General features: G+C 70.9%; 14 protein-coding genes. 10 read left to right on the top strand and 4 right to left on the bottom strand.

The window, feature by feature from the left end:
• Window positions 1-96: 96 nt before the first annotated feature.
• A complete protein-coding gene (locus LZ199_RS39030; RefSeq protein WP_407667324.1) occupies window positions 97-1,641 on the bottom strand; it encodes an AMP-binding protein in 1,545 nt (514 codons plus the stop codon).
• A 170-nt stretch (window positions 1,642-1,811) separates the two neighbouring features.
• On the opposite strand from LZ199_RS39030, the gene LZ199_RS39025 reads away from it, so the two are divergent.
• From LZ199_RS39025 to LZ199_RS46550, 10 genes are all read left to right on the top strand, one after another.
• Window positions 1,812-3,392, top strand: a complete 1,581-nt coding sequence (locus LZ199_RS39025; RefSeq protein ID WP_253998884.1) for a DUF5722 domain-containing protein — start codon at window positions 1,812-1,814, stop codon at window positions 3,390-3,392.
• A 188-nt stretch (window positions 3,393-3,580) separates the two neighbouring features.
• Window positions 3,581-4,825, top strand: coding sequence for an HlyD family secretion protein (locus tag LZ199_RS39020; protein WP_253998883.1), 1,245 nt, complete (start codon window positions 3,581-3,583; stop codon window positions 4,823-4,825).
• A complete protein-coding gene (locus tag LZ199_RS39015) occupies window positions 4,822-5,589 on the top strand; it encodes an ABC transporter ATP-binding protein (protein ID WP_253998882.1) in 768 nt (255 codons plus the stop codon). Before LZ199_RS39020 ends, LZ199_RS39015 begins: the two co-directional genes overlap by 4 nt.
• Window positions 5,590-5,675: 86 nt before the next feature.
• Window positions 5,676-8,096, top strand: a complete 2,421-nt coding sequence (locus LZ199_RS39010; RefSeq protein ID WP_253998881.1) for an ABC transporter permease — start codon at window positions 5,676-5,678, stop codon at window positions 8,094-8,096.
• A gap of 12 nt (window positions 8,097-8,108) precedes the next feature.
• Window positions 8,109-10,526 (top strand): ABC transporter permease, encoded by a 2,418-nt coding sequence (locus LZ199_RS39005; protein ID WP_253998880.1) that lies wholly within the window; start codon window positions 8,109-8,111, stop codon window positions 10,524-10,526.
• Between the two features lie 7 nt (window positions 10,527-10,533).
• A complete protein-coding gene (locus tag LZ199_RS39000; protein WP_253998879.1) occupies window positions 10,534-12,942 on the top strand; it encodes an ABC transporter permease in 2,409 nt (802 codons plus the stop codon).
• Between the two features lie 17 nt (window positions 12,943-12,959).
• Window positions 12,960-13,637 carry an ABC transporter ATP-binding protein gene (locus tag LZ199_RS38995; protein WP_253998878.1) on the top strand — a complete coding sequence of 226 codons (678 nt, stop codon included), beginning with the start codon at window positions 12,960-12,962 and terminating at the stop codon, window positions 13,635-13,637.
• A 22-nt stretch (window positions 13,638-13,659) separates the two neighbouring features.
• The gene (locus LZ199_RS38990; protein ID WP_253998877.1) at window positions 13,660-16,065 is read left to right on the top strand and encodes an ABC transporter permease; all 2,406 of its coding nucleotides are present in this window, start codon (window positions 13,660-13,662) and stop codon (window positions 16,063-16,065) included.
• A 41-nt stretch (window positions 16,066-16,106) separates the two neighbouring features.
• Window positions 16,107-17,546, top strand: coding sequence for a sigma-54-dependent transcriptional regulator (locus LZ199_RS38985; RefSeq protein WP_253998876.1), 1,440 nt, complete (start codon window positions 16,107-16,109; stop codon window positions 17,544-17,546).
• A complete protein-coding gene (locus tag LZ199_RS46550) occupies window positions 17,543-18,916 on the top strand; it encodes a sensor histidine kinase (protein ID WP_323390211.1) in 1,374 nt (457 codons plus the stop codon). The genes LZ199_RS38985 and LZ199_RS46550 overlap by 4 nt, the downstream gene beginning before the upstream one ends.
• A 61-nt stretch (window positions 18,917-18,977) precedes the next feature.
• Here the strand turns inward: LZ199_RS46550 and LZ199_RS38970 are convergent, their stop codons facing one another.
• From LZ199_RS38970 to LZ199_RS38960, 3 genes are all read right to left on the bottom strand, one after another.
• Window positions 18,978-19,247, bottom strand: coding sequence for a hypothetical protein (locus LZ199_RS38970; protein ID WP_253998875.1), 270 nt, complete (start codon window positions 19,245-19,247; stop codon window positions 18,978-18,980).
• Between the two features lie 149 nt (window positions 19,248-19,396).
• Window positions 19,397-19,918 carry a hypothetical protein gene (locus LZ199_RS38965; protein WP_253998874.1) on the bottom strand — a complete coding sequence of 174 codons (522 nt, stop codon included), beginning with the start codon at window positions 19,916-19,918 and terminating at the stop codon, window positions 19,397-19,399.
• 223 nt (window positions 19,919-20,141) lie between these two features.
• Window positions 20,142-20,588: a methyltransferase family protein gene (locus LZ199_RS38960; RefSeq protein ID WP_253998873.1), complete on the bottom strand. Its 447-nt coding sequence runs from the start codon at window positions 20,586-20,588 to the stop codon at window positions 20,142-20,144.
• Window positions 20,589-20,664 lie beyond the last annotated feature (76 nt).

Raw genomic sequence — 20,664 nt, 5'->3', positions numbered from 1 at the left:
CAGCCGCCGCCATCCCAGGGCGGGACGGTAGGACACAAGCCGGCGCAAGCCACGGAATTGAGCGCGGTGTGTTCGGAATGTTGCGGACCAGGAGTCTCACCGCAGTCGGGCTCTCAGCAGGTGTTTCTGGACCTTGCCCAGCGCGTTGCGAGGCAGCGAGTCCATGAAGACGACGCGACGGGGTTTCTTGAAGCTGGCGAGCCTGTCCTTACACCAATCCACCAGCTCCTGCGCGTCCGGTGCGTGCATGCCGGGCGGATGCACCACGACGGCCACCACCTGCTCGCCGTAGTCCGCGTCCGGCAGGCCCAGCACGGCGACCTCGGCCACGCCCGGGTGGGAGGCGAGCACCTCCTCCACCTCGCGCGGGTACACGTTGAAGCCGCCGCTGATGATGAGCTCGCGCGCCCGCCCGGTGATGCGCAGGTAGCCGTCCGCGTCCAGCTCGCCCAAGTCGCCCGTGCGGAACCAACCCTCCGAGTCGAAGGACTCCGACGTGGCATCCGGCCGTCGCCAGTAGCCCGCGAAGACGTGGGGGCCGCGGACCTCGATTTCCCCCGTCTCGCCCTGGGGCAGGTGGCGGCGCGTGCGCACGTCGACGACGCGCGCCTCCTGGCCCGGGAAGGGAAAGCCCACCGTGCCCGGACGGCGCTCGCCGTCGAACGGGTTGGTGGTGTTCATGATGGTCTCCGTCATCCCGTAGCGCTCGAGGATGCGCGTGCCGAAGTCCTTCTCGATGTCGTGGAAGAGCTGGGGGCTCAAGGGCGCGGAGCCGGAGACCCACAGGCGCAGCTCGCGGGGCTTCACCCCCGTGCGCCGCGACTCCTCCAGCAGCCTTCCGTACATGGTGGGCACACCGAAGAACATCGTCAGCGACGCGTCATCGCGCAACGTCGCCAGCGCGTCCGTGGCCACGAAGCGCCGGTGCAGCTCCAGGCTCGAGCCGGTGTACAGCGTGCCGTGCAGGCCCACCATGAGGCCGTGCGTGTGGAACAACGGCAGGGCGAGCAGCAGCCGGTCCGCCGCCGTCCAGCGCCACGCCTCGGTGACGGCCTTCACGTTGGCCAGCAGGTTGCGGTGCAGCAGCATGGCGCCCTTGGACCGCCCCGTCGTCCCGGAGGTGTAGCCCAGCACCGCCAGGTCCTCCGGACGCGGCACCGCGAGCCCCACAGGTGACGTCGCGCCCTCCTCCAGCAGCACGTCGAAGTCGATGACCGCGAGCGAGGCCGGCGGCGCGAGGGTGGACGGCTCCACGGTGACGAGCCATTGCAGCGACGGGAGCTGGTCCTTGAGCGGAATCAGCTCCGCCACCCCCGACGCGCCGGTGACGCAGGTGTGCACCTCCGCGTCCGCGAGGATGTGGGCCAGCTCCACCTGGCGGTACGCCGTGTTGACGAGCACCACGACGCAGCCCGCGTGCTGCACACCCAGGTAGGCGACGATGAACTGGGGGCTGTTCTCCAGGAAGAGCGCCACGCGCTCGCCGGGCTGCAGGCCGCGCTGACGCAGGCCCTTCGCGAAGGCCGCGATGTGCGTGGCCAGCTCGCCGTAGGAAGTCGACTCACGCTCGAACGTGAGCAGCGGCCGCTCCGGCGCGCCGTGGGCGTGGTCCAGGAAGGCTTCGAGGAGGGACGAAGACATATGAGCCGCACAGACTACTTCCCTCACTTCCAAACAGGACAAGCTGTGAGTCAATTTTGACGGCAAAGAGTGGCTTTAACTGCATAGTCTGACTAACTCGTTGAGTTGGCCCGAGGACGCGAGACAGGGAGTGGGTCTTCGGGGGGCTCGGCGCGCACGGGAGGTGTCACTTGCGTGAAGGACTGTGTGGTGGACGTTGGACCTTGGGGCCCGCGTTGGCCGTGGCGTTGCTGGTGGCGGGGCTGTTGTCGCCCGCGGTGGCGGAGGCGAACCTGCCGTATCCGACGCGCACCGCGTATCGCCTGAAGGGCGTGCAGCCGGACTTCTGGCCCAGCTACGACGAGCTCGCGGGCAACAACACCGGCGGCGTGGCGATGAACCTGGTGTGGGCCTCGTGGGAGCCGTCGGTGCAGGCGCCGCCGTGTACCGGAGGGCGCGTGGAGTACGCGGGGCACTGCTTCGCGGTGGAGGCGAGCGTGGACGCGGCCATCCGCGAGTGGACGGCGCGCGGCGTGGTGGTGACGGCGGTGGTGTACGGCGTGCCCGCGTGGGCGCGCGCGGGGCGCACGTGCACCCCCGCGGCGGCGGGCTTCGACATCTTCTGCGCGCCCAACAACGCGGCGGACTACGGCCGCTTCGTGGGCCTGCTCGCGCAGCGCTACAACGGGCTCAACGGCCATGGCCGCGTCGCCGACTTCGTCATCCACAACGAGGTCAACTCCAACGACTGGTTCGACATCGGCTGTGGCCAGGGCGCGGGCGCGTGCAACACGGCGGCGTGGCTGGACACGTACGCGGCCAGCTACAACGCGGCCTATGACCAGGTGATGGCGTGGCAGTCGGCGGCGAAAGTCCTCATCTCGCTGACGCACCACTTCGGCCCGGAGCTGGACGCGCCCGGCGCGAGCAGTCCGACCTTGTCCGCCACCACCTTCCTGACGGGCTTCGCGGCGCGCGTGGGCTCGCGGGCGTGGCGCGTGGCGTACCACCCCTACGCGCCCGACCTGTTCCGTCCCCAGTTCTCCGCGGATGACTACCCGCGCGTGACGTACGGCAACCTGGGCGTGCTGGCGGGCTGGCTGCGCAAGACGTTCCCCACCCGGCCGCACGCGTGGGAAATCCAGCTCACGGAGAGCGGCATCCACTCCGGCAGCCCGCAGTCGTCGGAGGCCGCGCAGCAGGCGGCCGTGTGCGACTCGTTCCGCAACGTGCTGGGGACGCCCGGCATCGAGAGCTACATCTACCACCGCATGCACGACAACGCGGCGGAGGGCGGACTGGCGCTCGGGCTGCGTCGCGTCGATGGAAGCGCGAAGCCGTCGTGGAGCACGTGGGCGCTGGCCAACCGCAATGACTTGAATCCGCCCCAGCTCTCCTGCGGCTTCGAGGAGCTGCCTTACACGCGGCTGCGCCGGGGCTACCACGCCACGCGAGGCCACTGGGCATCGTCGCGACTGTTGCCTCCGGGCTTCCGGCAGGAGTCCTCGTGGCGGCTGTGGCGAGAGCCCGTGGCGGGCACGCGGATGCTGTACGAGTGCCGCGTGGGCAACCACAACCTGCTCAGCCCGGACGTGGGCTGCGAGGGCCTCCTGCCCCTGGGGCCGGTGGGCTACATCCACACGACGCAGGTGGCGGGCACGGTGCCGCTCTACCGGTGCAACCTGGGCCAGGGGAAGGACCACTTCGTCTCCCCCGCGTCGAACTGCGAGGGCCAGGTGACGGAGCAGCTGTTGGGCTACGCCTTCCCCTGACGGTGAACCCGGCCTGGGTGCCTGGAGACCGGGCGGGTTGATCCACTCGGCCGGGGCGTTGTCCGCTTATGGGACAGCACTTCGCGGAACCGGGCACGCCCTGGGGAGGGGGCGGGGGTGTTCCGAGCAATTCCCTGGGGTTGGGCCGCGTGAGACGGTTGGCACGCGGCTCGCTCTAGGGGTGGCCCGTGGACATTCCCAAAGCCAAGAAGCCTCGCCGCAAGCCCTGGTTGCTCGCCATTGGTGGTGCGTTCGCGCTCATTCTCGTCACCGTGGGTCTGGGGCGGCTGCGGCCGGCGGCGCCGTCGGTGGACCGGGCCTCGGTGTGGCTGGACACGGTGAAGCGCGGCCCCATGGTGCGCCAGGTGAAGGGCGCGGGCACGCTGGTTCCCGAGTACATCCGCTGGCTGACGGCGGACACGGCGGGCCGGGTGGAGCGCATCCACGTGCGGCCGGGCGCGACGGTGAAGGCGGACACGCTGCTGATGGAGCTGTCCAACCCGGACGTGCAGCTGCAGATGCTGGAGGCGGAGCGACAGCTCGCGAGCGCCGAGGCCGAGTTCATCCAGATGCGCATGACGCTGGAGACGCAGCGGCTGGCGCAGGAGGCGTCGGTGGCCACCCTCACCGCGGAGTCCTCTGACGCGGAGCGCCGCGCCACCGCCAACACCGCCCTGGTGGAGAAGGACCTCATCCCCACGCTGGAGGCGCGGCAGGCGGGAGAGCGGGCGGGAGAGCTGACGCGCCGGCTGGAGCTGGAGCGCAAGAAGCTGTCCGTCGTCGCCTCCTCCATGCGGGACCAGCTGATAGCGCTGCAGGGACAGGTGGAACGATTGAAAGCGGTGGCCCGGTTCCGTCGTACCCAGGTGGAGTCCATGAAGGTGCTCGCCGGGGAGGACGGAGTGCTGCAGGAGCTTCCGCTGGAGCTGGGTCAGTGGGTGACGCCGGGGGTGCTGCTGGCGAAGGTGGTGAAGCCGGAGCGGCTCAAGGCGGAGCTGCGCATCGCCGAGACGCAGGCGCGCGACATCGTCCAGGGCCAGAAGGCGCTGATAGACACGCGCAACGGCGTGGTGGAGGGCACGGTGGCGCGAGTGGCGCCGGCGGCGAGCCAGGGCACGGTGCGGGTGGAGGTGTCGCTCCCCGACGAGCTGCCCAAGGGCGCGCGGCCCGACCTCACGGTGGAGGGCACCGTGGAGCTGGAGCGGCTGGGCAACGTGCTGTCGGTGGGGCGCCCGGCCGGTGCGCAGCCCAACGGGACGATGTCGCTCTTCCGGTTGATGCCGGGCAGTGACGAGGCGGTCCGGGTGCCGGTGCAGCTGGGCCGGGGCTCGGTGAATGCCGTGGAGGTGCTGCAGGGCCTCGCGGAAGGTGACCAGGTGGTGCTGTCGGACATGGCCGCGTGGGATGCGGTCGAGCGGGTGAGGCTGCGATGATGACGACGAACAACAATGCGGAGACGCCTGCTTCCGAGGACGCGGCGGTGCTGTCGGGTGCGGCCAAGGTGGAGACGGGCAAGTCCCTCATCACGCTGGAAGGACTGACGAAGGTCTTCGAGACGGAGGAGGTGGAGACGCACGCGCTCTCCAACATCCACCTCAACATCCGCCAAGGTGAGTGGGTGGCGATTGTCGGCCCCTCGGGCTCCGGCAAGTCCACGCTGCTCGCCGTGCTGGGGCTGCTCGACACGACGACGCGGGGCACGTACCTGCTCGACGGCAAGAGCGTGCTCGACTTGTCAGCGTCGGACCGCGCGCTGGTGCGCAACCGGCACATCGGCTTCATCTTCCAGAGCTTCAACCTCATCGGCGACCTGACGGTGTTCGAGAACGTGGAGCTGCCCCTGACGTACCGGGGCATGCCCGCCGCCGAGCGCAAGCAGCGGGTGGAGAAGGCGCTGGACAAGGTCGGCATGGCGCACCGTGCGCGGCACATGCCGGGGCAGCTCTCCGGCGGTCAGCAGCAGCGCGTCGCCGTGGCGCGCGCCGTGGCCGGAGACCCGCTCATCCTCCTGGCGGACGAGCCCACCGGTAACCTCGACTCCAAGAATGGCGAGGCGGTGATGCAGTTGCTGTCCGAGCTGCACAAGGCTGGCGCCACCATCTGCATGGTGACGCACGACCCGGCGCACGCGCGAGTCGCCACGCGCACGGTGAGCCTCTTCGACGGCCGCGTCGTCCAGGACGAGCAGCGCCGCTAACCCTTCTCCTCTCGCGGGCCTCGCCCGGGTCGCTCCTGGCGGGGCGGCCCTCGGGAGGCGTGCGTCCTGAATCACCGGGAGTCGTCGTGGAAACCTTCCTCCAGAATGTCCGTTACGCGCTGCGCTCCTTGCGCAAGAGCCCGGGCTTCACGTTGATGGCGGTGCTGGCGCTGGCGCTGGGCATCGGCGCGAACAGCGCGGTGTTCAGCGTGGTGAATGGCGTGCTGCTCAAGCCGCCGCCCTTCACCCAGCCGGAGCGACTGGTCCACCTCTGGGGCAACTACGCCAAGGCGAACATCCACGACATCGTCGTGTCGGTGCCCGAGTACCGGGACTACCTCACGATGCCCAGGGCCTTCAGCTCGCTGGCGGCCTTCGAGGCGAGCAACGTCACGCTCACCGGGGGCGACGCGCCGGAGCGGCTCCAGTTGACGCTCTCCACGGCCTCGCTGTTCCCCACGCTGGGCGTGGCTCCGGTGCTGGGCCGAGCCTTCTCCGAGGAGGAGGAGACGCTGGGGCGCGACAAGGTGCTCGTGTTGACGCACAAGACGTGGCGCACGCGCTTCGCGCAGGACCCGGGCGTGCTGGGCCGCGAGCTCCGGCTCGACGGCGACACGTACACGGTGGTGGGCGTGCTGCCGCCCGGCGTCGAGTACCCGGCGGACACGGACCTGTACGCGCCCTTCGCGCCCACGGCGGAGCGGGCGGCGGCCGTCTCCCGCGGCTACCGCTTCCTCAGCGTGGTGGGGCGGTTGAAGCCCGGCCTGACGCTGGAGGCGGCGAAGGCGGACATGGACCGGGTGGGGCGGGAGATGGAGACCCTGCACGAGGAGTATTACAAGGGCTACGGCTGGGCCATCAGCGTGAAGTCGCTGGAGGACGAGGTGGTGGGCCAGGTGCGAGGGACGCTGTGGCTCCTCCTGGGCGCGGTGGGCTTCGTGTTGCTGGTGGCGTGCAGCAGCGTGGCGAACCTGCTCCTGGCCCGGGCGACGGCGCGTCAGCGCGAGGTGTCCATCCGCGCGGCGCTGGGCGCGGGGCGGGCGCAGTTGGTGGGGCAGTTCCTCGCCGAGAGCCTGGTGCTGTCGGCGGCGGGCGGCGGACTGGGGCTGCTGCTGGCGAAATGGGGCACGGACGCGCTGGTGGCGATGGTGGGGGACGGGTTGCCTCGCGCGGCGGCGGTGGGGCTGGACGTCTCCTCGGTGCTCTTCACCGTGGGACTCTCCGTGCTCACGGGCGTCGGCTTCGGGCTGGTGCCGGCGCTCCAGGCGAGCCGCGTGGACCTGAGCTCGACGATGCGCGAGGGCTCGCGGGGGACGGAGGGTGGCAAGGCGGGCCGTCTGCGCTCGGGGCTGGTGGTGGGGCAGGTGGCCTTCGCGCTGGTGCTGCTGGTGGGCGCGGGCCTCTTCCTGCGCAGCTTCCAGGCGCTGACCCAGGTGGATGCGGGCTTCACGCCGGAGGGAGTGCTCACCGGTCAGCTCGCGTTGCCGGCCGTAGGCTACGCGAAGCCGGAGGACCAGCGGGCCTTCCAGCAGGAGCTGCTCCGCCGCGTCCAGGCGCTGCCCGGCGTGGAGTCCGCGGGGGTGACGAACATGTTGCCCCTGGGCGGCAAGACGAACATCAGCTTCGACGTGGAGGGGCGGACGCGAGCCGCGGGGGAGATGTGGCCGGCGGTGGAGTCGCGCTTCGCCAGCGCGGACTACCTGCGCACGCTCAAGGTGCGGCTGCGTGACGGGCGCATGCTCCAGGAGACGGACGGACCGGACGCGGCGTGGGCGGTGGTCATCAACCAGACCTTCGCGGACCTCTACTGGCCGAAGGGGGACGCGCTGGGCCAGCGAGTGAAGCTGCACCAGTCCGATGCTCAGTGGACCACGGTGGTGGGCATCGTCGACGACCTGCGCGAGTGGGGCCTGGACACGCCCGCGCGCCCGACGGCGTACTACTCGGCGCTGCAGGTGCCCCTCACCCACCTCTACCTGACGGTGCGCGTGAAGGCGGGTGAGCCGGAGTCCCTGCGCACGGCGATTGAATCCGAGGTGCGCGCGCTCGACGGCAACCTGCCCCTGTTCAAGGTGACGTCCATGGTGCGCCTGGTGGATGAGTCCATCGGCTCGCGCAGGCTGACGGCGCTGTTGATGGGGCTGTTCGCGGGTACGGCGCTGCTCTTGGCGGCGCTCGGAATCTCGGGCGTCATCGGCTACTCGGTGGCGCAGCGTACGCGGGAGATGGGCATCCGGATGGCGCTGGGCGCGGCGAAGTCGGACGTGCTGGTGCTGGTGCTGCGCCAGGGCGTGAAGCTGGCGGGGCTGGGCGTGGGGTTGGGGCTGGTGTTGTCGCTGGTGCTGGCGCGGCTCTTGAGCACGCTGCTGTACGGCGTGACGGCGTATGACCCGTGGACCTTCGTGGGAGTGGCGGCGCTCTTGAGCGGCGTGGCCCTGGGGGCGACGTGGCTGCCGGCGCACCGCGCGACGCGGGTGGACCCCATCATCGCCTTGAAGGCGGAGTAGGAGCGCGCGTCGATGGAGACCTTCCTTCAAGACCTGCGGTATGCGCTGCGCACGCTGGGCAAGAGCCCCGGCTTCACGCTGGTGGCGGTGCTGGCGCTGGCACTGGGCATCGGCGCGAACAGCGCGGTGTTCAGCGTGGTGAATGGCGTGCTCTTGAGACCGCCGCCCTTCGCCGAGCCGGACCGGCTGATGGACGTGTCGAACGACTTCGGTCGGGCGGGGCGCAAGGGCTTGTCGTCCTCGGTGGTGGAGTACCGGGAGTACGCGGAGCTGCCGAGCGTCTTCTCCTCGGTCGCCGCCTTCACCGATGACGACGTGACATTGACGGGCGTGGACACGCCGCAGCACCTGCGCGTGGTGGAGGCCACCGCGTCCTTCTTCCCGACGCTGGGCGTGCGGCCCGCGCTGGGACGCGACTTCACGCGGGACGAGGAGACGGCGGGCAACGACAGGGTGGTGATGCTCACGCACCAGACGTGGCGTACGCACTTCTCGCAAGACCCGGAGGTGCTGGGCCGCACGCTCCAGCTCGACGGCGAGCCGTACACGGTGGTGGGCGTGCTGCCGCGCGGCGTGACGTACCCGGCGGACGCGGACCTCTACAAGCCCTTCGCGCCCTCGGCGGAGCTGGCCTCCGAGGACCTGCGCGAGACGCGCTTCCTGGAGGTCATCGCGCGGCTGAAGCCCGGCGTGACGATGGAGGCCGCGGCGCGGGATTTGGCCCGCGTGTCCCAGGCGCTGGCGGAGGCGCATCCGAAGTACGCGCAGGGCAAGCGCACCATCGGCCTGAAGTCGCTGGAGGACGAGGTGGTGGGCGACGTGCGCGGCACGCTGTGGCTCCTGCTCGGCGCGGTGGGCTTCGTGCTGCTGGTGGCGTGCGGCAGCGTGGCGAATCTCCTGCTGGCGCGCGCGGCGGCCCGTGAGCGAGAGGTGTCCATCCGCGCGGCGCTGGGCGCGGGGCGCGGCAGGCTGTTGGCGCAGTTCCTCACGGAGAGCCTGTTGCTGTCGCTGATGGGCGGCGCGCTCGGGTTGCTGCTGGCGATGTGGGGAACGGACGTGTTGCTGGCGCTGGTGGGGGAGAGCCTGCCGCGCGCGGCGGACGTCCGCTTGGACACGCGCTCGCTGCTGTTCACCGGTGGGGTGAGCCTGCTGTCGGGACTGCTCTTCGGACTGGTGCCGGCGCTCCAGGCGAGCCGCGCGGACCTGAACGCGGCCATGCGCGGGACTTCGCGAGGCACGACGGGAGGGCGCTCGGGACGGCTTCGCTCGGGGCTGGTGGTGGGCCAGGTCGCCTTCGCGCTGGTGTTGCTGGTAGGCGCGGGGCTCTTCGGCAGGAGTCTGCTGGTGTTGCTGTCGGTGGACCCGGGCTTCAGGCCGGAGGGTGTGCTCACCGCGCAGCTCTCGCTGCCGGACACCCGCTACGACACGCCCGAGCGACAAGGCGCCTTCCAGCGCGAGCTGCTGGGGCGGCTCCAGGCGTTGCCCGGCGTGGAGTCCGTGGGCTTCACGAATCTCCTACCCCTGGGGCGCTCGATGACGTTCGGCTTCGCCATCGACGGGCGCACGAAGGGGCCCGACGAGGTGTGGCCCGCGGTGCAGTTTCGCACCGTCAGCCCCGACTACCCGCGCACGCTGGGCCTCAAGCTTCGCGAGGGCCGCCTGCTGGAGGAGACGGACGGCCCGGGCGCGGCGTGGGCGGTGGTCATCAACAAGACCTTCGCGGACGGGTACTGGCCCCAGGGCAACGCGCTGGGGCAGCGGCTGCGGCTGAACCGTACCGGAGCGCAGTGGGCCACGGTGGTGGGCATCGTCGAGGACGCGCGCGAGTGGTCCTTGGACAAGCCGATGGTGCCCATGGCGTATTACTCGCTCGCGCAGCTCGGCGGCGCGAACCTGGCGCTCGCCGTCCGCTCCAAGGCGGGCAACCCGGAGTCGCTGCGCGGCGGCGTCGAGGCGGCGCTGCGCGAGGTGGACCGGAACGTGCCGCTGTTCGGCGTGGCGCCGCTGACGCGGCTGGTGGACGAGTCCATCGGCTCCCGACGGCTGGCCGCGCTGCTGATGGGCCTGTTCGCGGGCACGGCGCTGCTCCTCGCCTCGCTGGGGCTGGCGGGCGTCATCGGCTATTCGGTGGCGCAGCGCACGCGGGAGCTGGGCATCCGCATGGCGCTGGGCGCGGCGAAGTCGGACGTGCTGGTGCTGGTGCTGCGCCAGGGCGTGAAGCTGGCGGGGCTGGGCGTGCTGCTGGGCCTGGGGCTGTCGTTGGGCCTCGCGCATCTGCTGCGGACGCTGCTCTACGGCGTGACGGCGTATGACCCGTGGACCTTCGCGGGTGTGGCGGCGCTCTTGAGCGCGGTGGCGCTGCTGGCGACGTGGCTGCCGGCCCGCCGCGCGACGCGCGTGGACCCCATCATCGCCCTCCGGGCGGACTAGGCACGAGATGGAAACGCTCCTTCGAGACCTTCGCTTCACCCTGCGCTCGCTGCGCGCGAGCCCGGGCTTCACGCTGGTGGCGGTGCTGGCGCTGGCGTTGGGCATCGGCGCCAACAGCGCGGTGTTCAGCGTGGTGAACGGCGTGCTGCTCACGCCGCCGCCGCTCGCGGAGCCGGAGCGCCTGGTCACCCTGTCCAATGACATCCAGGCGGCGGACCTGGAGGGCATCTCCGTCTCGACGCCCGAGTACCGGGACTTCAGCACGCTGCCGCGCGTCTTCAGCTCGGTGGCGGCGTACACCTGGCGAGACATGACGCTGACCGGTGGCGGGGCGGCGCAGCGCTTCGGCGTGGTGCATGGCTCCGCCACGTTGTTCACCACGCTCGGCGTGACGCCGATGCTGGGGCGAGGCTTCACCGAAGCGGAGGCCTCACCCGGTGGAGACCCGGTGGTGGTGCTGACGCACAAGGTGTGGCGCGCGCACTTCGCCGAGGACCCGGGGGTGCTGGGCAAGACGATGCAGCTCGATGGCAGGCCCTACACGGTGGTGGGCGTGCTGCCCCGAGGCGTGGCGCATCCGGAGAGCGCCGACCTCTATGTTCCCTTCATTCCGTCACCGGAGCATGCCGCGCAGCGCACCATGCGCTACCTGTTCTGCCTGGCGCGGATGAAGCCGGGCGTGACGCTGGAGCAGGCGCGCGCGGACATGGCGCGAGTCGCCCGCGACATGCAGACGGTGGAGCCTCGCTACAGCGGCATCGGCTGGTCCATCCGCGTCACCTCGCTGGAGGACAGGCTGGTGGGAGACGTGCGCGGCACGCTGTGGCTCCTCCTGGGCGCGGTGGGCTGCGTGCTGCTGGTGGCGTGCGGCAGCGTGGCGAACCTCCTGCTGGCGCGCGCGGCGGCCCGTGAGCGCGAGGTGTCCATCCGCGCGGCGCTGGGCGCGAGCCGGGGCCGGCTGGTGGCGCAGTTCCTCACCGAGAGCCTGGTGTTGTCGCTGGTGGGCGGAGCGCTGGGGTTGCTGCTGGCGCTGTGGGGCACGGATGCGCTCCTGGCCTTCATGGGAGACGGACTGCCGCGCATGTCGCACGTGAAGCTGGACGTGACGTCGGTGCTCTTCACGATGGGCGTCTCCGTGCTCACGGGCCTCGTGTTCGGCCTGGTGCCCGCGCTCCAGTCGAGCAGCGTGGACCTGAACGCGACGATGCGCGAGGGCTCGCGCGGCACGGAGGGCGGGCGCTCGGGGCGGCTGCGCTCGGGGCTGGTGGTGGCGCAGGTGGCCTTCGCGCTGATGCTGCTGGTGGGCGCGGGCCTGTTCATGAAGAGCCTGCTCGCGCTGCGCGGCGTCGACGCGGGCTTCCAGCCCGTGGGGGTGCTCACCGGTCAGCTCGTGCTGCCGGACGCGCGCTATTCGGAGCCCGCGCGCAAGCTGGCGTTCCAGCGCGACTTGCTGGAGCGTCTGGAGGCCATGCCCGGCGTGGAGTCAGTGGGGCTCACGAATCTCCTGCCCCTGGGAGGCATCTCCACGAGCGGCCTGGAGTTCGAGAGCCGGCCCGAGGTGAAGGGCGAGCTGCTGCCCGCGGTGGAGTTCAGGCTGGCGAGCCCGGGCTACCTGAGCGCGCTGGGCGTGAAGCTGCACCAGGGCCGCCTGCACCAGGGCCTCGGCGAGGTGGGCGGGATTCCGGAGGTCGTCATCAACAGGCGCTTCGCGGACGTGTACTGGCCGAAGGGCAACGCGCTGGGCCAGCGACTGTCGCTGGAGCCGATGAAGCAATGGTCGACGGTGGTGGGAATCGTCGAGGACCTGCGCGAGTGGGGCCTGTCCTCGCCCGCGCGGCCCGCGGCCTACTGGTCGCTGCCCGCGGCGCCCGCGTCGTACCTGAGCCTGGTGGTCCGGGCGAAGGCCGGGGACCCGGAGGCGCTGCGCACGTCCATCGAGGCGGAGCTGCGCGTGGTGGACGCGGACGTGCCGCTGTTCAACGTGGCGCCGCTGACGCAGCTGGTGGACGAGTCCATCAGCTCGCGCAGCCTGTCGGCCCTGTTGATGGGACTGTTCGCTGGGACGGCGCTGTTGCTGGCGGCGCTGGGAATCGCCGGCGTCGTGGGCTACTCGGTGACGCGGCGCACGCGGGAGATGGGCATCCGCATGGCGCTGGGGGCGGACAGCTCCGACGTGCTGGTGATGGTGCTGCGACAGGGCTTGAAGCTGGCGGGGCTGGGCGTGGCGGTGGGGCTGGTGATGTCGCTGGGCCTGGCCCGCTTCCTGGGCGGCATGCTGTACGGCGTGACGGCGTATGACCCGTGGACCTTCACGGCGGTGGCGGTGCTCCTGGGCGGCGTGACGCTGCTGGCGACGTGGCTGCCGGCGCGGCGAGCCTCTCGCGTGGACCCCATCGTCTCCTTGCGCTCCGAGTGAGCACGAAAGCACCTCTCATGTCCTCACCTCTCATCTCCTTGCGTCAGGTCGAAAAGTCGTACCCGTTGGCGGGGGGCCGCAGCTGGGTGCTGCGCAACATCGACCTGGATATCCAGCAGGGTGAGTTCGTCACGCTGATGGGCCCATCCGGCGCGGGCAAGTCCACGCTGCTGGCCGTGATGGGCATGCTCGATGCGGAGTGGAAGGGCGAGTACGTCCTGGACGGGCAGGCCGTGCACGCGATGAAGCCGAAGGAGCGCGGCGAGCTGTCCCGGCGCACCATCGGCTTCGTCTTCCAGCAGTACCACCTGCTGGACAACCTCACGGTGGCGGAGAACCTGGAGGTGCCGCTCTCCTACCGCAACCTCAAGCGCGGGGAGCGCGAGGCGCTGGTGGGCGACATGCTGGACCGCTTCCAGCTGGTGGGGAAGAAGGACCTGTTCCCCTCGCAGCTCTCCGGTGGACAGCAGCAGCTGGTGGGAATCGCCCGCGCGCTCATCGCCTCGCCGAAAATCCTGCTGGCGGACGAGCCCACCGGCAACCTCCACTCGCAGCAGGCGAAGCACATCATGGAGGTGTTCCAGACGCTCAACAAAGCGGGCACCACCATCATCCAGGTGACGCACTCGGAGGCCAACGCGGCCTTCGGCCACCGCATCATCCAGCTGGCGGACGGCTGGCTCCAGAAGACCTGAGCAGGGCCAGGGGAGGGACACCATGCTGAGCGACGTGTCGATGGACGTGCGGTACGCCCTGCGGACGATGCGCCAGTCGCCCGTCTTCACCGTGGCGGCGGTGCTGGTGCTGGCTTTGGGCATCGGGGTGACGACGGCGCTATTCAGCGTGGTGGACGCGGTGCTCCTGCGTCCGCTGCCCTTCCCGGAGCCGGAGCGGCTGGTGGTGATGTCCACCGAGCGCCCCGGGAAGCTGCTGGCGCGCTACAGCCTGCCCAACTACGAGGACGTCGCGCGGAGCTCCACGCAGCTGCGCTCGATGACCGCGTACGGCCATCGGTTGATGAACCTCACCGGCCAGGGAGACGCCGAGCAGCTTCGCGGCGCGGTGGTGGTGGGGGACTTCTTCGGGGCGTTCGGCACGAAGCCGCTGCTGGGGCGGACCTTCGCGGCCGAGGAGCGCACCGCGCGGCTGACCGTCATCTCGCACGCGCGCTGGATGAAGGAGGGCGGCGGCGCGGGCATCCTGGGCCGCACGCTGACCCTGGGCGGCCAGCCCTACACGGTGATTGGGGTGATGCCGCCGTCCTTCGACGTGCCCGCCCACAACACCGAGGTCTGGGTGCCCTTCGACAGCCTGCCCGGCGCGGCCACGTCGGACGAGCGCACGCAGCGCGGCTTCCGCTCCTTCGCCGTCGCGGCGAGGCTGGCCCCGGGCGCGACGCTCGAGTCGGCCCGGCATGAGCTGAAGGGCATGCGGGAGGAGCTGCTCTCGCAGGACGACGCCACCCTGTCGCTGGGGGTGGCCCGCTACGCCGACTCCCTTACCCAGGGCGTCAGCCTGCTCCTGTGGGTGTTGCTGGGCGCGGTCTCCCTGGTGTTGCTGCTGGCGGCGGCCAACGTGGCGCACCTGCAGCTCGCGCGGGCAGCGGCTCGGCAGCGGGAGCTGGGCATCCGCGTGGCGCTGGGCGCCGGGCGCGGCCGGCTGGTGCGTCAGCTCCTCACGGAGAGCGTGCTGCTGGCGCTGATGGGCGGCGTGGGCGGCGTGCTGCTGGCGCTGTGGGCCACCGACTTGTTGATGATGCTGGGAGCCAACGCGCTGCCCCGGGCGGGTGAGGTGGTGGTGCATGGCCGGGTGCTGCTCTTCTCGTTGGCGGTGACGCTGACGACGGGCGTGGGCGTGGGGCTGGTCCCGGCGCTCCAGCGCTCGCAGCTCTCGCCGGCGACGGTGCTGGGGCGCGGGGCGACGGAGAAGTCGCGGGGCCGCACGCACGCGGTGCTGGTGGTGGCGGAGGTGGCGCTCGCGCTGATGCTCGTCACCGGCGCGGGGCTGATGCTCAAGAGCTTCTGGCGGATGTACCAGGCCGACCCGGGCCTGGACCCGGTGGGCGTCTTCGTGGCCCGACTGGCGCTGCCGCAGAGCCGCTATGACACGCCGGAGCGGACGGAGGCCTTTCATCGGGAGCTGACGGCGCGGCTCGCCGCGCGTCCGGAGGTCGCTGGCGTGGGCGTGGGCGACAGCCTCCCGGCGGGCGGCTCCATCTCCCGCTCGGGCTACTGGAAGGAGGGAACCGAGGACCCGCCGGCGCGGCCCGACGCGCTCATCAACGCCACCACGCCGGGCTTCCTGGAGGCGCTGCGCGTGCCGCTGCTCGCGGGGCGCCTGCTGACGGAGTCGGACGGAGCGAACGCGCCACGGGTCATGGTGGTGAGCGAGCGCTTCGCCCGCGAGGTCTTCGCCGGCGAGGACGCGCTGGGCCGCCGTGTCTCCTTCGGGGGCAACGACGCGCAGGGCAACCCGCTGTGGACGACGGTGGTGGGCGTGGTGGCGGACGTGGCGTACGCGGGCGTGGAGGCGGGGCACGAGCCCACCGTGTACTTCCCCATGGCGCAGGAGCCGACGACGGACGGGCAGCTCGCGGTGCGGGCGGCGCCGGGCCTGGACCCGAGGAAGCTGGAGTCGGTGGTGCGCGAGGAGCTGCGCGCGGTGGACTCCATGGTGGCGCTCGCGCGCGTGGGCACGCTGGAGGACCGGCTGGCGACGGATTTGGGACAGCCTCGCTTCCGGGCGGTGTTGCTGGGGGCCTTCGGCGTGCTGGCGCTGGTGCTGGCCGCGGTGGGCATCTACGGCGTGATGTCCTACTCGGTGACGCAGCGCGCGCAGGAGATGGGCATCCGGATGGCGCTGGGCGCCCGCGCGGCGGACGTCCTGCGCATGGTGGTGGGACAGGCGCTGAGGCGGGTGGGGCTGGGCCTGGGGCTGGGCCTGCTCGGGGCGCTGGCGGCCCACCGCATCATGGAGGGCCTGCTCTATGGGATGGGCGCGTTGGATGTTTCGGTCTTGGCTTCTGTCTCGCTGCTGCTATTGGGCACCGCCTGGCTGGCGAGCTGGCTTCCGGCGCGCAGGGCGGCCAGCGTGGACCCCGCCTCCGTCCTGCGGCGCGGCTGAGCCTCTTCGTTTCTGGCACTCTTTCTTCCGGGATGTCCTCCGTGTCCGAACCTCTCCCTGTCGCTGTCATCAACCCCGCCCCTGTCTCCCCGCCGGTCGCCGCCGCGCGTCCTTCGCGCATCCTCATCGCGGATGACCAGGCCGACGTGCTGGAGGCCCTGCGCCTGCTGTTGAAGCGGGATGGCCACACGGTCGTCACGGCGCAGTCGCCCGCGGGAGCGCTCGCCACGCTGGAAGCCGAGGACGTGGACCTGGTGCTGATGGACCTGAACTACGCGCGGGACACCACGTCCGGGCGGGAGGGCATGGACCTGCTCGGCCGCATCCGCGCGCAGGACGCGTCGCTGCCCGTCGTGGTGATGACGGCGTGGAGCAGCGTGGAGGGCGCGGTGGAGGCGATGCGCGGCGGCGCGCGCGACTACGTGCAGAAGCCGTGGGACAACACGCGCCTGCTCGCCACGCTGCGCACGCAGCTGGAGCTGGGCCGCGCGCTCAAGCGCAGCCGTCGGCTGGAGGAGGAGAACCAGCACCTGCGGCGCGGCCAGGGCGGCCTGCCCACCATGGTGTCCGAGTCGCGCGCCATGGTGCCGGTGCGCCGGATGATTGAGCGCGTGGCGCCGTCCGGGGCCAACGTGCTGGTGACGGGCGAGCACGGCACGGGCAAGGAGGTGGTGGCCAGGCTGCTGCACGCGTCCTCCACGCGCGCGGACCGGGCCTTCGTGGCGGTCAACTCCGGCGGCCTGTCCGAGGGCGTCTTCGAGAGCGAGCTGTTCGGCCACGTGAAGGGCGCCTTCACCGACGCGAAGGCGGACCGCATCGGCTGCTTCGAGCTGGCGGACGGCGGCACGCTGTTCCTGGATGAGATTGGGAACATGCCGTTGTCGCAGCAGGCGAAGCTGTTGCGCGTGCTCCAGACGGGGGAGCTGCACCCGGTGGGCTCGTCCAAGACGCGGCGGGTGGACGTGCGGGTGGTGAGCGCCACCAACGTGGACCTGTCCAAGGCGGTGGCCGAGGGCCGCTTCCGCGAGGATTTGCTGTACCGCCTCAACACGGTGGAAGTCCCGCTGCCGCCGCTGCGGGAGCGTCGCGAGGACATCCCGCTGCTCGCGTCGCACTTCCTGGCCGAGCACGGCAAGCGCTACGGGCGCAACGGGATGCGGCTGACGGCCGGGGCGCTGGAGGCGCTGCTGTCCTATCCGTGGCCGGGCAACGTGCGCGAGCTGGAGCACGCGGTGGAGCGCTCGCTGCTGATGGCGGCGGGGGACGAGGTGTCGGCGGAGGACCTGCTCCTTCGCCGGTCGGGGCGTGAGGGCCTGTCGCGGCTGGAGGAGATGACGCTGGAGGAGGTGGAGCGCTACCTCATCGAGCGCGCGCTGGCACGGCACGAGGGCAACGTGAGCGAGGCGGCGAAGGGACTGGGCCTGTCGCGCAGCGCGCTGTACCGTCGGCTCCAGTACTACGGAATCAAGGGAGCCCGGTGAGACGTACGCGTGAGCCCTGGCCACATGACCTGCAGGTGCTGGCCCTGACGTGGCTGGCGGGCCTGCCTGGGGGAGTGGCCTCGCTCGCGCTGGTGTGGACGGGAGACTTCTCGTCCAAGGTCCGCTGGACGTTGACGACGCTGGTGGTGGGCGTCTTCCTGGGCGTGGGGCTCCTCGTCCGCGAGCGGGTGATGCGGCCCCTGCACGCGCTGGCGAACCTGTTGGCGGCGCTGCGCGAGGGCGACTACTCGACGCGCGGGCGTGGCGCGCGGGTGGGTGACGCGCTGGGCGAGGTGCTGCTGGAGGTGAACGCCCTGGGCGACACCCTGCGTGAGCAGCGGCTGGGGGCGCTGGAGGCGGGAGCGCTGCTCGAGCAGGTGATGGAGGAGATTGACGTCACGGTGCTGGCCTTCGATGTGGCGGGCACGCTGCGGCTGGTGAACCGCGCGGGTGAGAAGCTCCTGGGCCAGTCGCGCTCGCAGTTGATGGGCAAGGGGGCCGGTTCGCTGGGGCTGTCGGACCTGCTGGAGGGCCCGGCGCCTCGGAGGTTGTCGCGCTCCTTCGCGGAGGAGGGCGGGCCGTACGAGCTGCGGCGCGGGGGCTTCCGTCAGGGCGGCCTGCCGCATCACCTGGTGGTGCTGGCGGACCTGCGGCTGGCGTTGCGCGAGCAGGAGCGCGAGGCCTGGCGCCGGCTGGTGCGCGTGCTGAGTCATGAAATCAACAACTCGCTGGCGCCGATTCAATCGATTGCGGAGGCGCTGCGCGACACGCTGTTGATGGAGCCGCGTCCCTCCGACTGGGAGGACGATGCGAAGAGCGGCCTGGGCATCGTCGCGAGGCGCTCCGAGGCGCTGGCGCGCTTCATGTCTGCCTATGCGCGGCTGGCGCGCCTGCCTCCTCCGGTGTTGGCGGGGGTGGAGGTGGACGGCTGGGTGAGGCGGGTGGCGGCGCTGGAGCATCGGCGGCCGGTGGCGGTGCGGGCGGGGCCGGCCCTGGCGGTGCGTGGGGACTCGGACCAGTTGGAGCAGCTGCTCATCAACCTGGTGCGCAACGCGGTGGACGCGGTGCTGGGCGAGGCCCCGGGCGCACGGGTCTGGGTGTCGTGGGCGGTGCTGACGCCGGGCGCGGTGGAGGTCTGGGTGGAGGACGAGGGACCGGGCCTCGCGGACACGGGCAACCTCTTCGTGCCCTTCTTCACCACGAAGCCGCAGGGCAGCGGCATCGGCCTCGCGCTGTGTCGGCAGATTGCCGAGGCGCACGGTGGCACGCTGCGCCTGGAGAATCGCCCCGAGGGCCGTGGCTGCCGGGCGCGACTGAAGCTGCCATTGGAAGCTCACGGCGGGAGCGCCGCGGTGACGGCCACGGGCTGAACCCGGGCAGGTGGCACACCGCCTTCACGGGTGCCACCGGACTTGCGTCAGGCGCCCTCGGCTACGGGCGGTTGCAACAGCTGATGTAGTAGTCGAAGCAGCTGGAGCCGCACACGGGGTCTCCCATGCAATCCGCGACGCACTCGTTCCGCATGACTTCGCAGAGCTTGCGACAGACGGCGGTGGGGCCCGGGGGCGTGAGCTCCGAGGCCAGGGCGACACAGAGGGGCTCTTCCCCTTCCAGGCTCGCGGCCTCGTTGCCTTGCGTGGCCAGGACGGCCAACGCGCTCACCGACATCACCACGGCGGACAGGAACAGCTTGTTCAACATGGGGTCTCCTCCAGGTTGCGTGGAATCACGCTCACCTTGCCTCGCGCGGACCGGGGCCAGACGCCGGCCCCACGGTGTTCGCGCGGACTCCATGTCGTGTGTTCACTCCACGGCGACGCATGGCCCTGGAGGGCCGGGTTGCCGGAGACTCAGGCCACCTGCGCGCCGGTATCCGGGGGCGCGTCATAGGTGGGCGTGAGGTCGACCACATTCACGGTGACGAGGTGGTAGACGATGACGTTGCTGACCCAGAAGAAGATGGCGGCGTAGTGCACGTAGACGAGCGGCGAGCCGGGCCACACCTGCAGCGGGTGGTTGAAGACGTTGGCCGCCATGTAGCCGCCGAACCACTCGCCCATCCAGCAGACCATGGCGCCCACGGCCACGCGGGTCCACACCTTGACGCGGCGCGGGTAGAACCAGAAGTAGTGCAGGGTCCACAGCAGGCCGACGCAGCCCGCCCAGAGCATCATGCTGCCGAAGGAGAACCAGTGGTACGGGGACTCGGGGTAGTACCAGCCCCAGTCCTTGTTCATCCAGCGCCAGGCCACGTTCTGGGACAGCTCCATGAACCAGAAGAGCGGTGCCACATAGAGCACCTGCGTCATGAGGACTCGGAGGAAGCAGCTGAGCGTCTTCCAGAGACTCGTGGACCCGTCGAGCGAAACCATGTGTTCCCCCCCCGCGCTTCGGCCTGGGCGACCGAGGGCTGTTCATGTGACAGAACGCGATGAGTCCCATGTCTTGAAACATCGTGGGCGACAACCGCTTGTGTCCTGACGCCACGGGGTGGCGCCGGGCTGAACGCGGATGCAGCCGTCGGCGCCGGGCCCCAGGAGGAAACCCGAGGAGACTCCGGGGGTTGACGCGTCTCGATGGGGACGACGCCGAGCGTCAGAGCCAGCGGCGGACGGCGCGTTGATATTCGACATAGGGCGTGCCGAACTTTCGGAGCAGGGCCTGCTCCTCGACGCGGATGTACCAGAAATGGGTGAGCAGGCCGAAGGCGAGAGGCACGACGAAGGGGGAGGCGGACCCCAGGGCGATTCCCAGGCCGAAGAGGCTTGTGACGAAGCCCAGGTACATGGGGTTGCGGGTGAAGCGGAACAGGCCCTCGCGCGTGAGGGTGCCCGGGTCCGCGAAGGTGTTGATGTTGGTGCCCAGCTTCTTGAAGAGTCGGGCGTGCCACTGTGCGACCGCGATGCCCGCGAACAGCAAGATGCCTCCGAGCCAGCTCCAGGGGCGTCCCCACAGCTCATGCAGCGGGGCTGTCTTGTGGAGGAGGACCATGAGGCCCATGGATGCCAGCAGGACCACGGGGGGAAGGAAGAGGGCTCGCATCGTGAGGGTCTCCGTTGAGTCGGCGCGAGGAGTCTTCCGGGGCGCGGGCGCGGCGTCGTTAACCCGGGTTTACGTC

The sequence above is a fragment of the Myxococcus qinghaiensis genome (genome assembly GCF_024198215.1).
Taxonomy (GTDB): Bacteria; Myxococcota; Myxococcia; order Myxococcales; family Myxococcaceae; genus Myxococcus; species Myxococcus qinghaiensis.
This window is presented reverse-complemented; position numbering and strand designations above follow the sequence as displayed.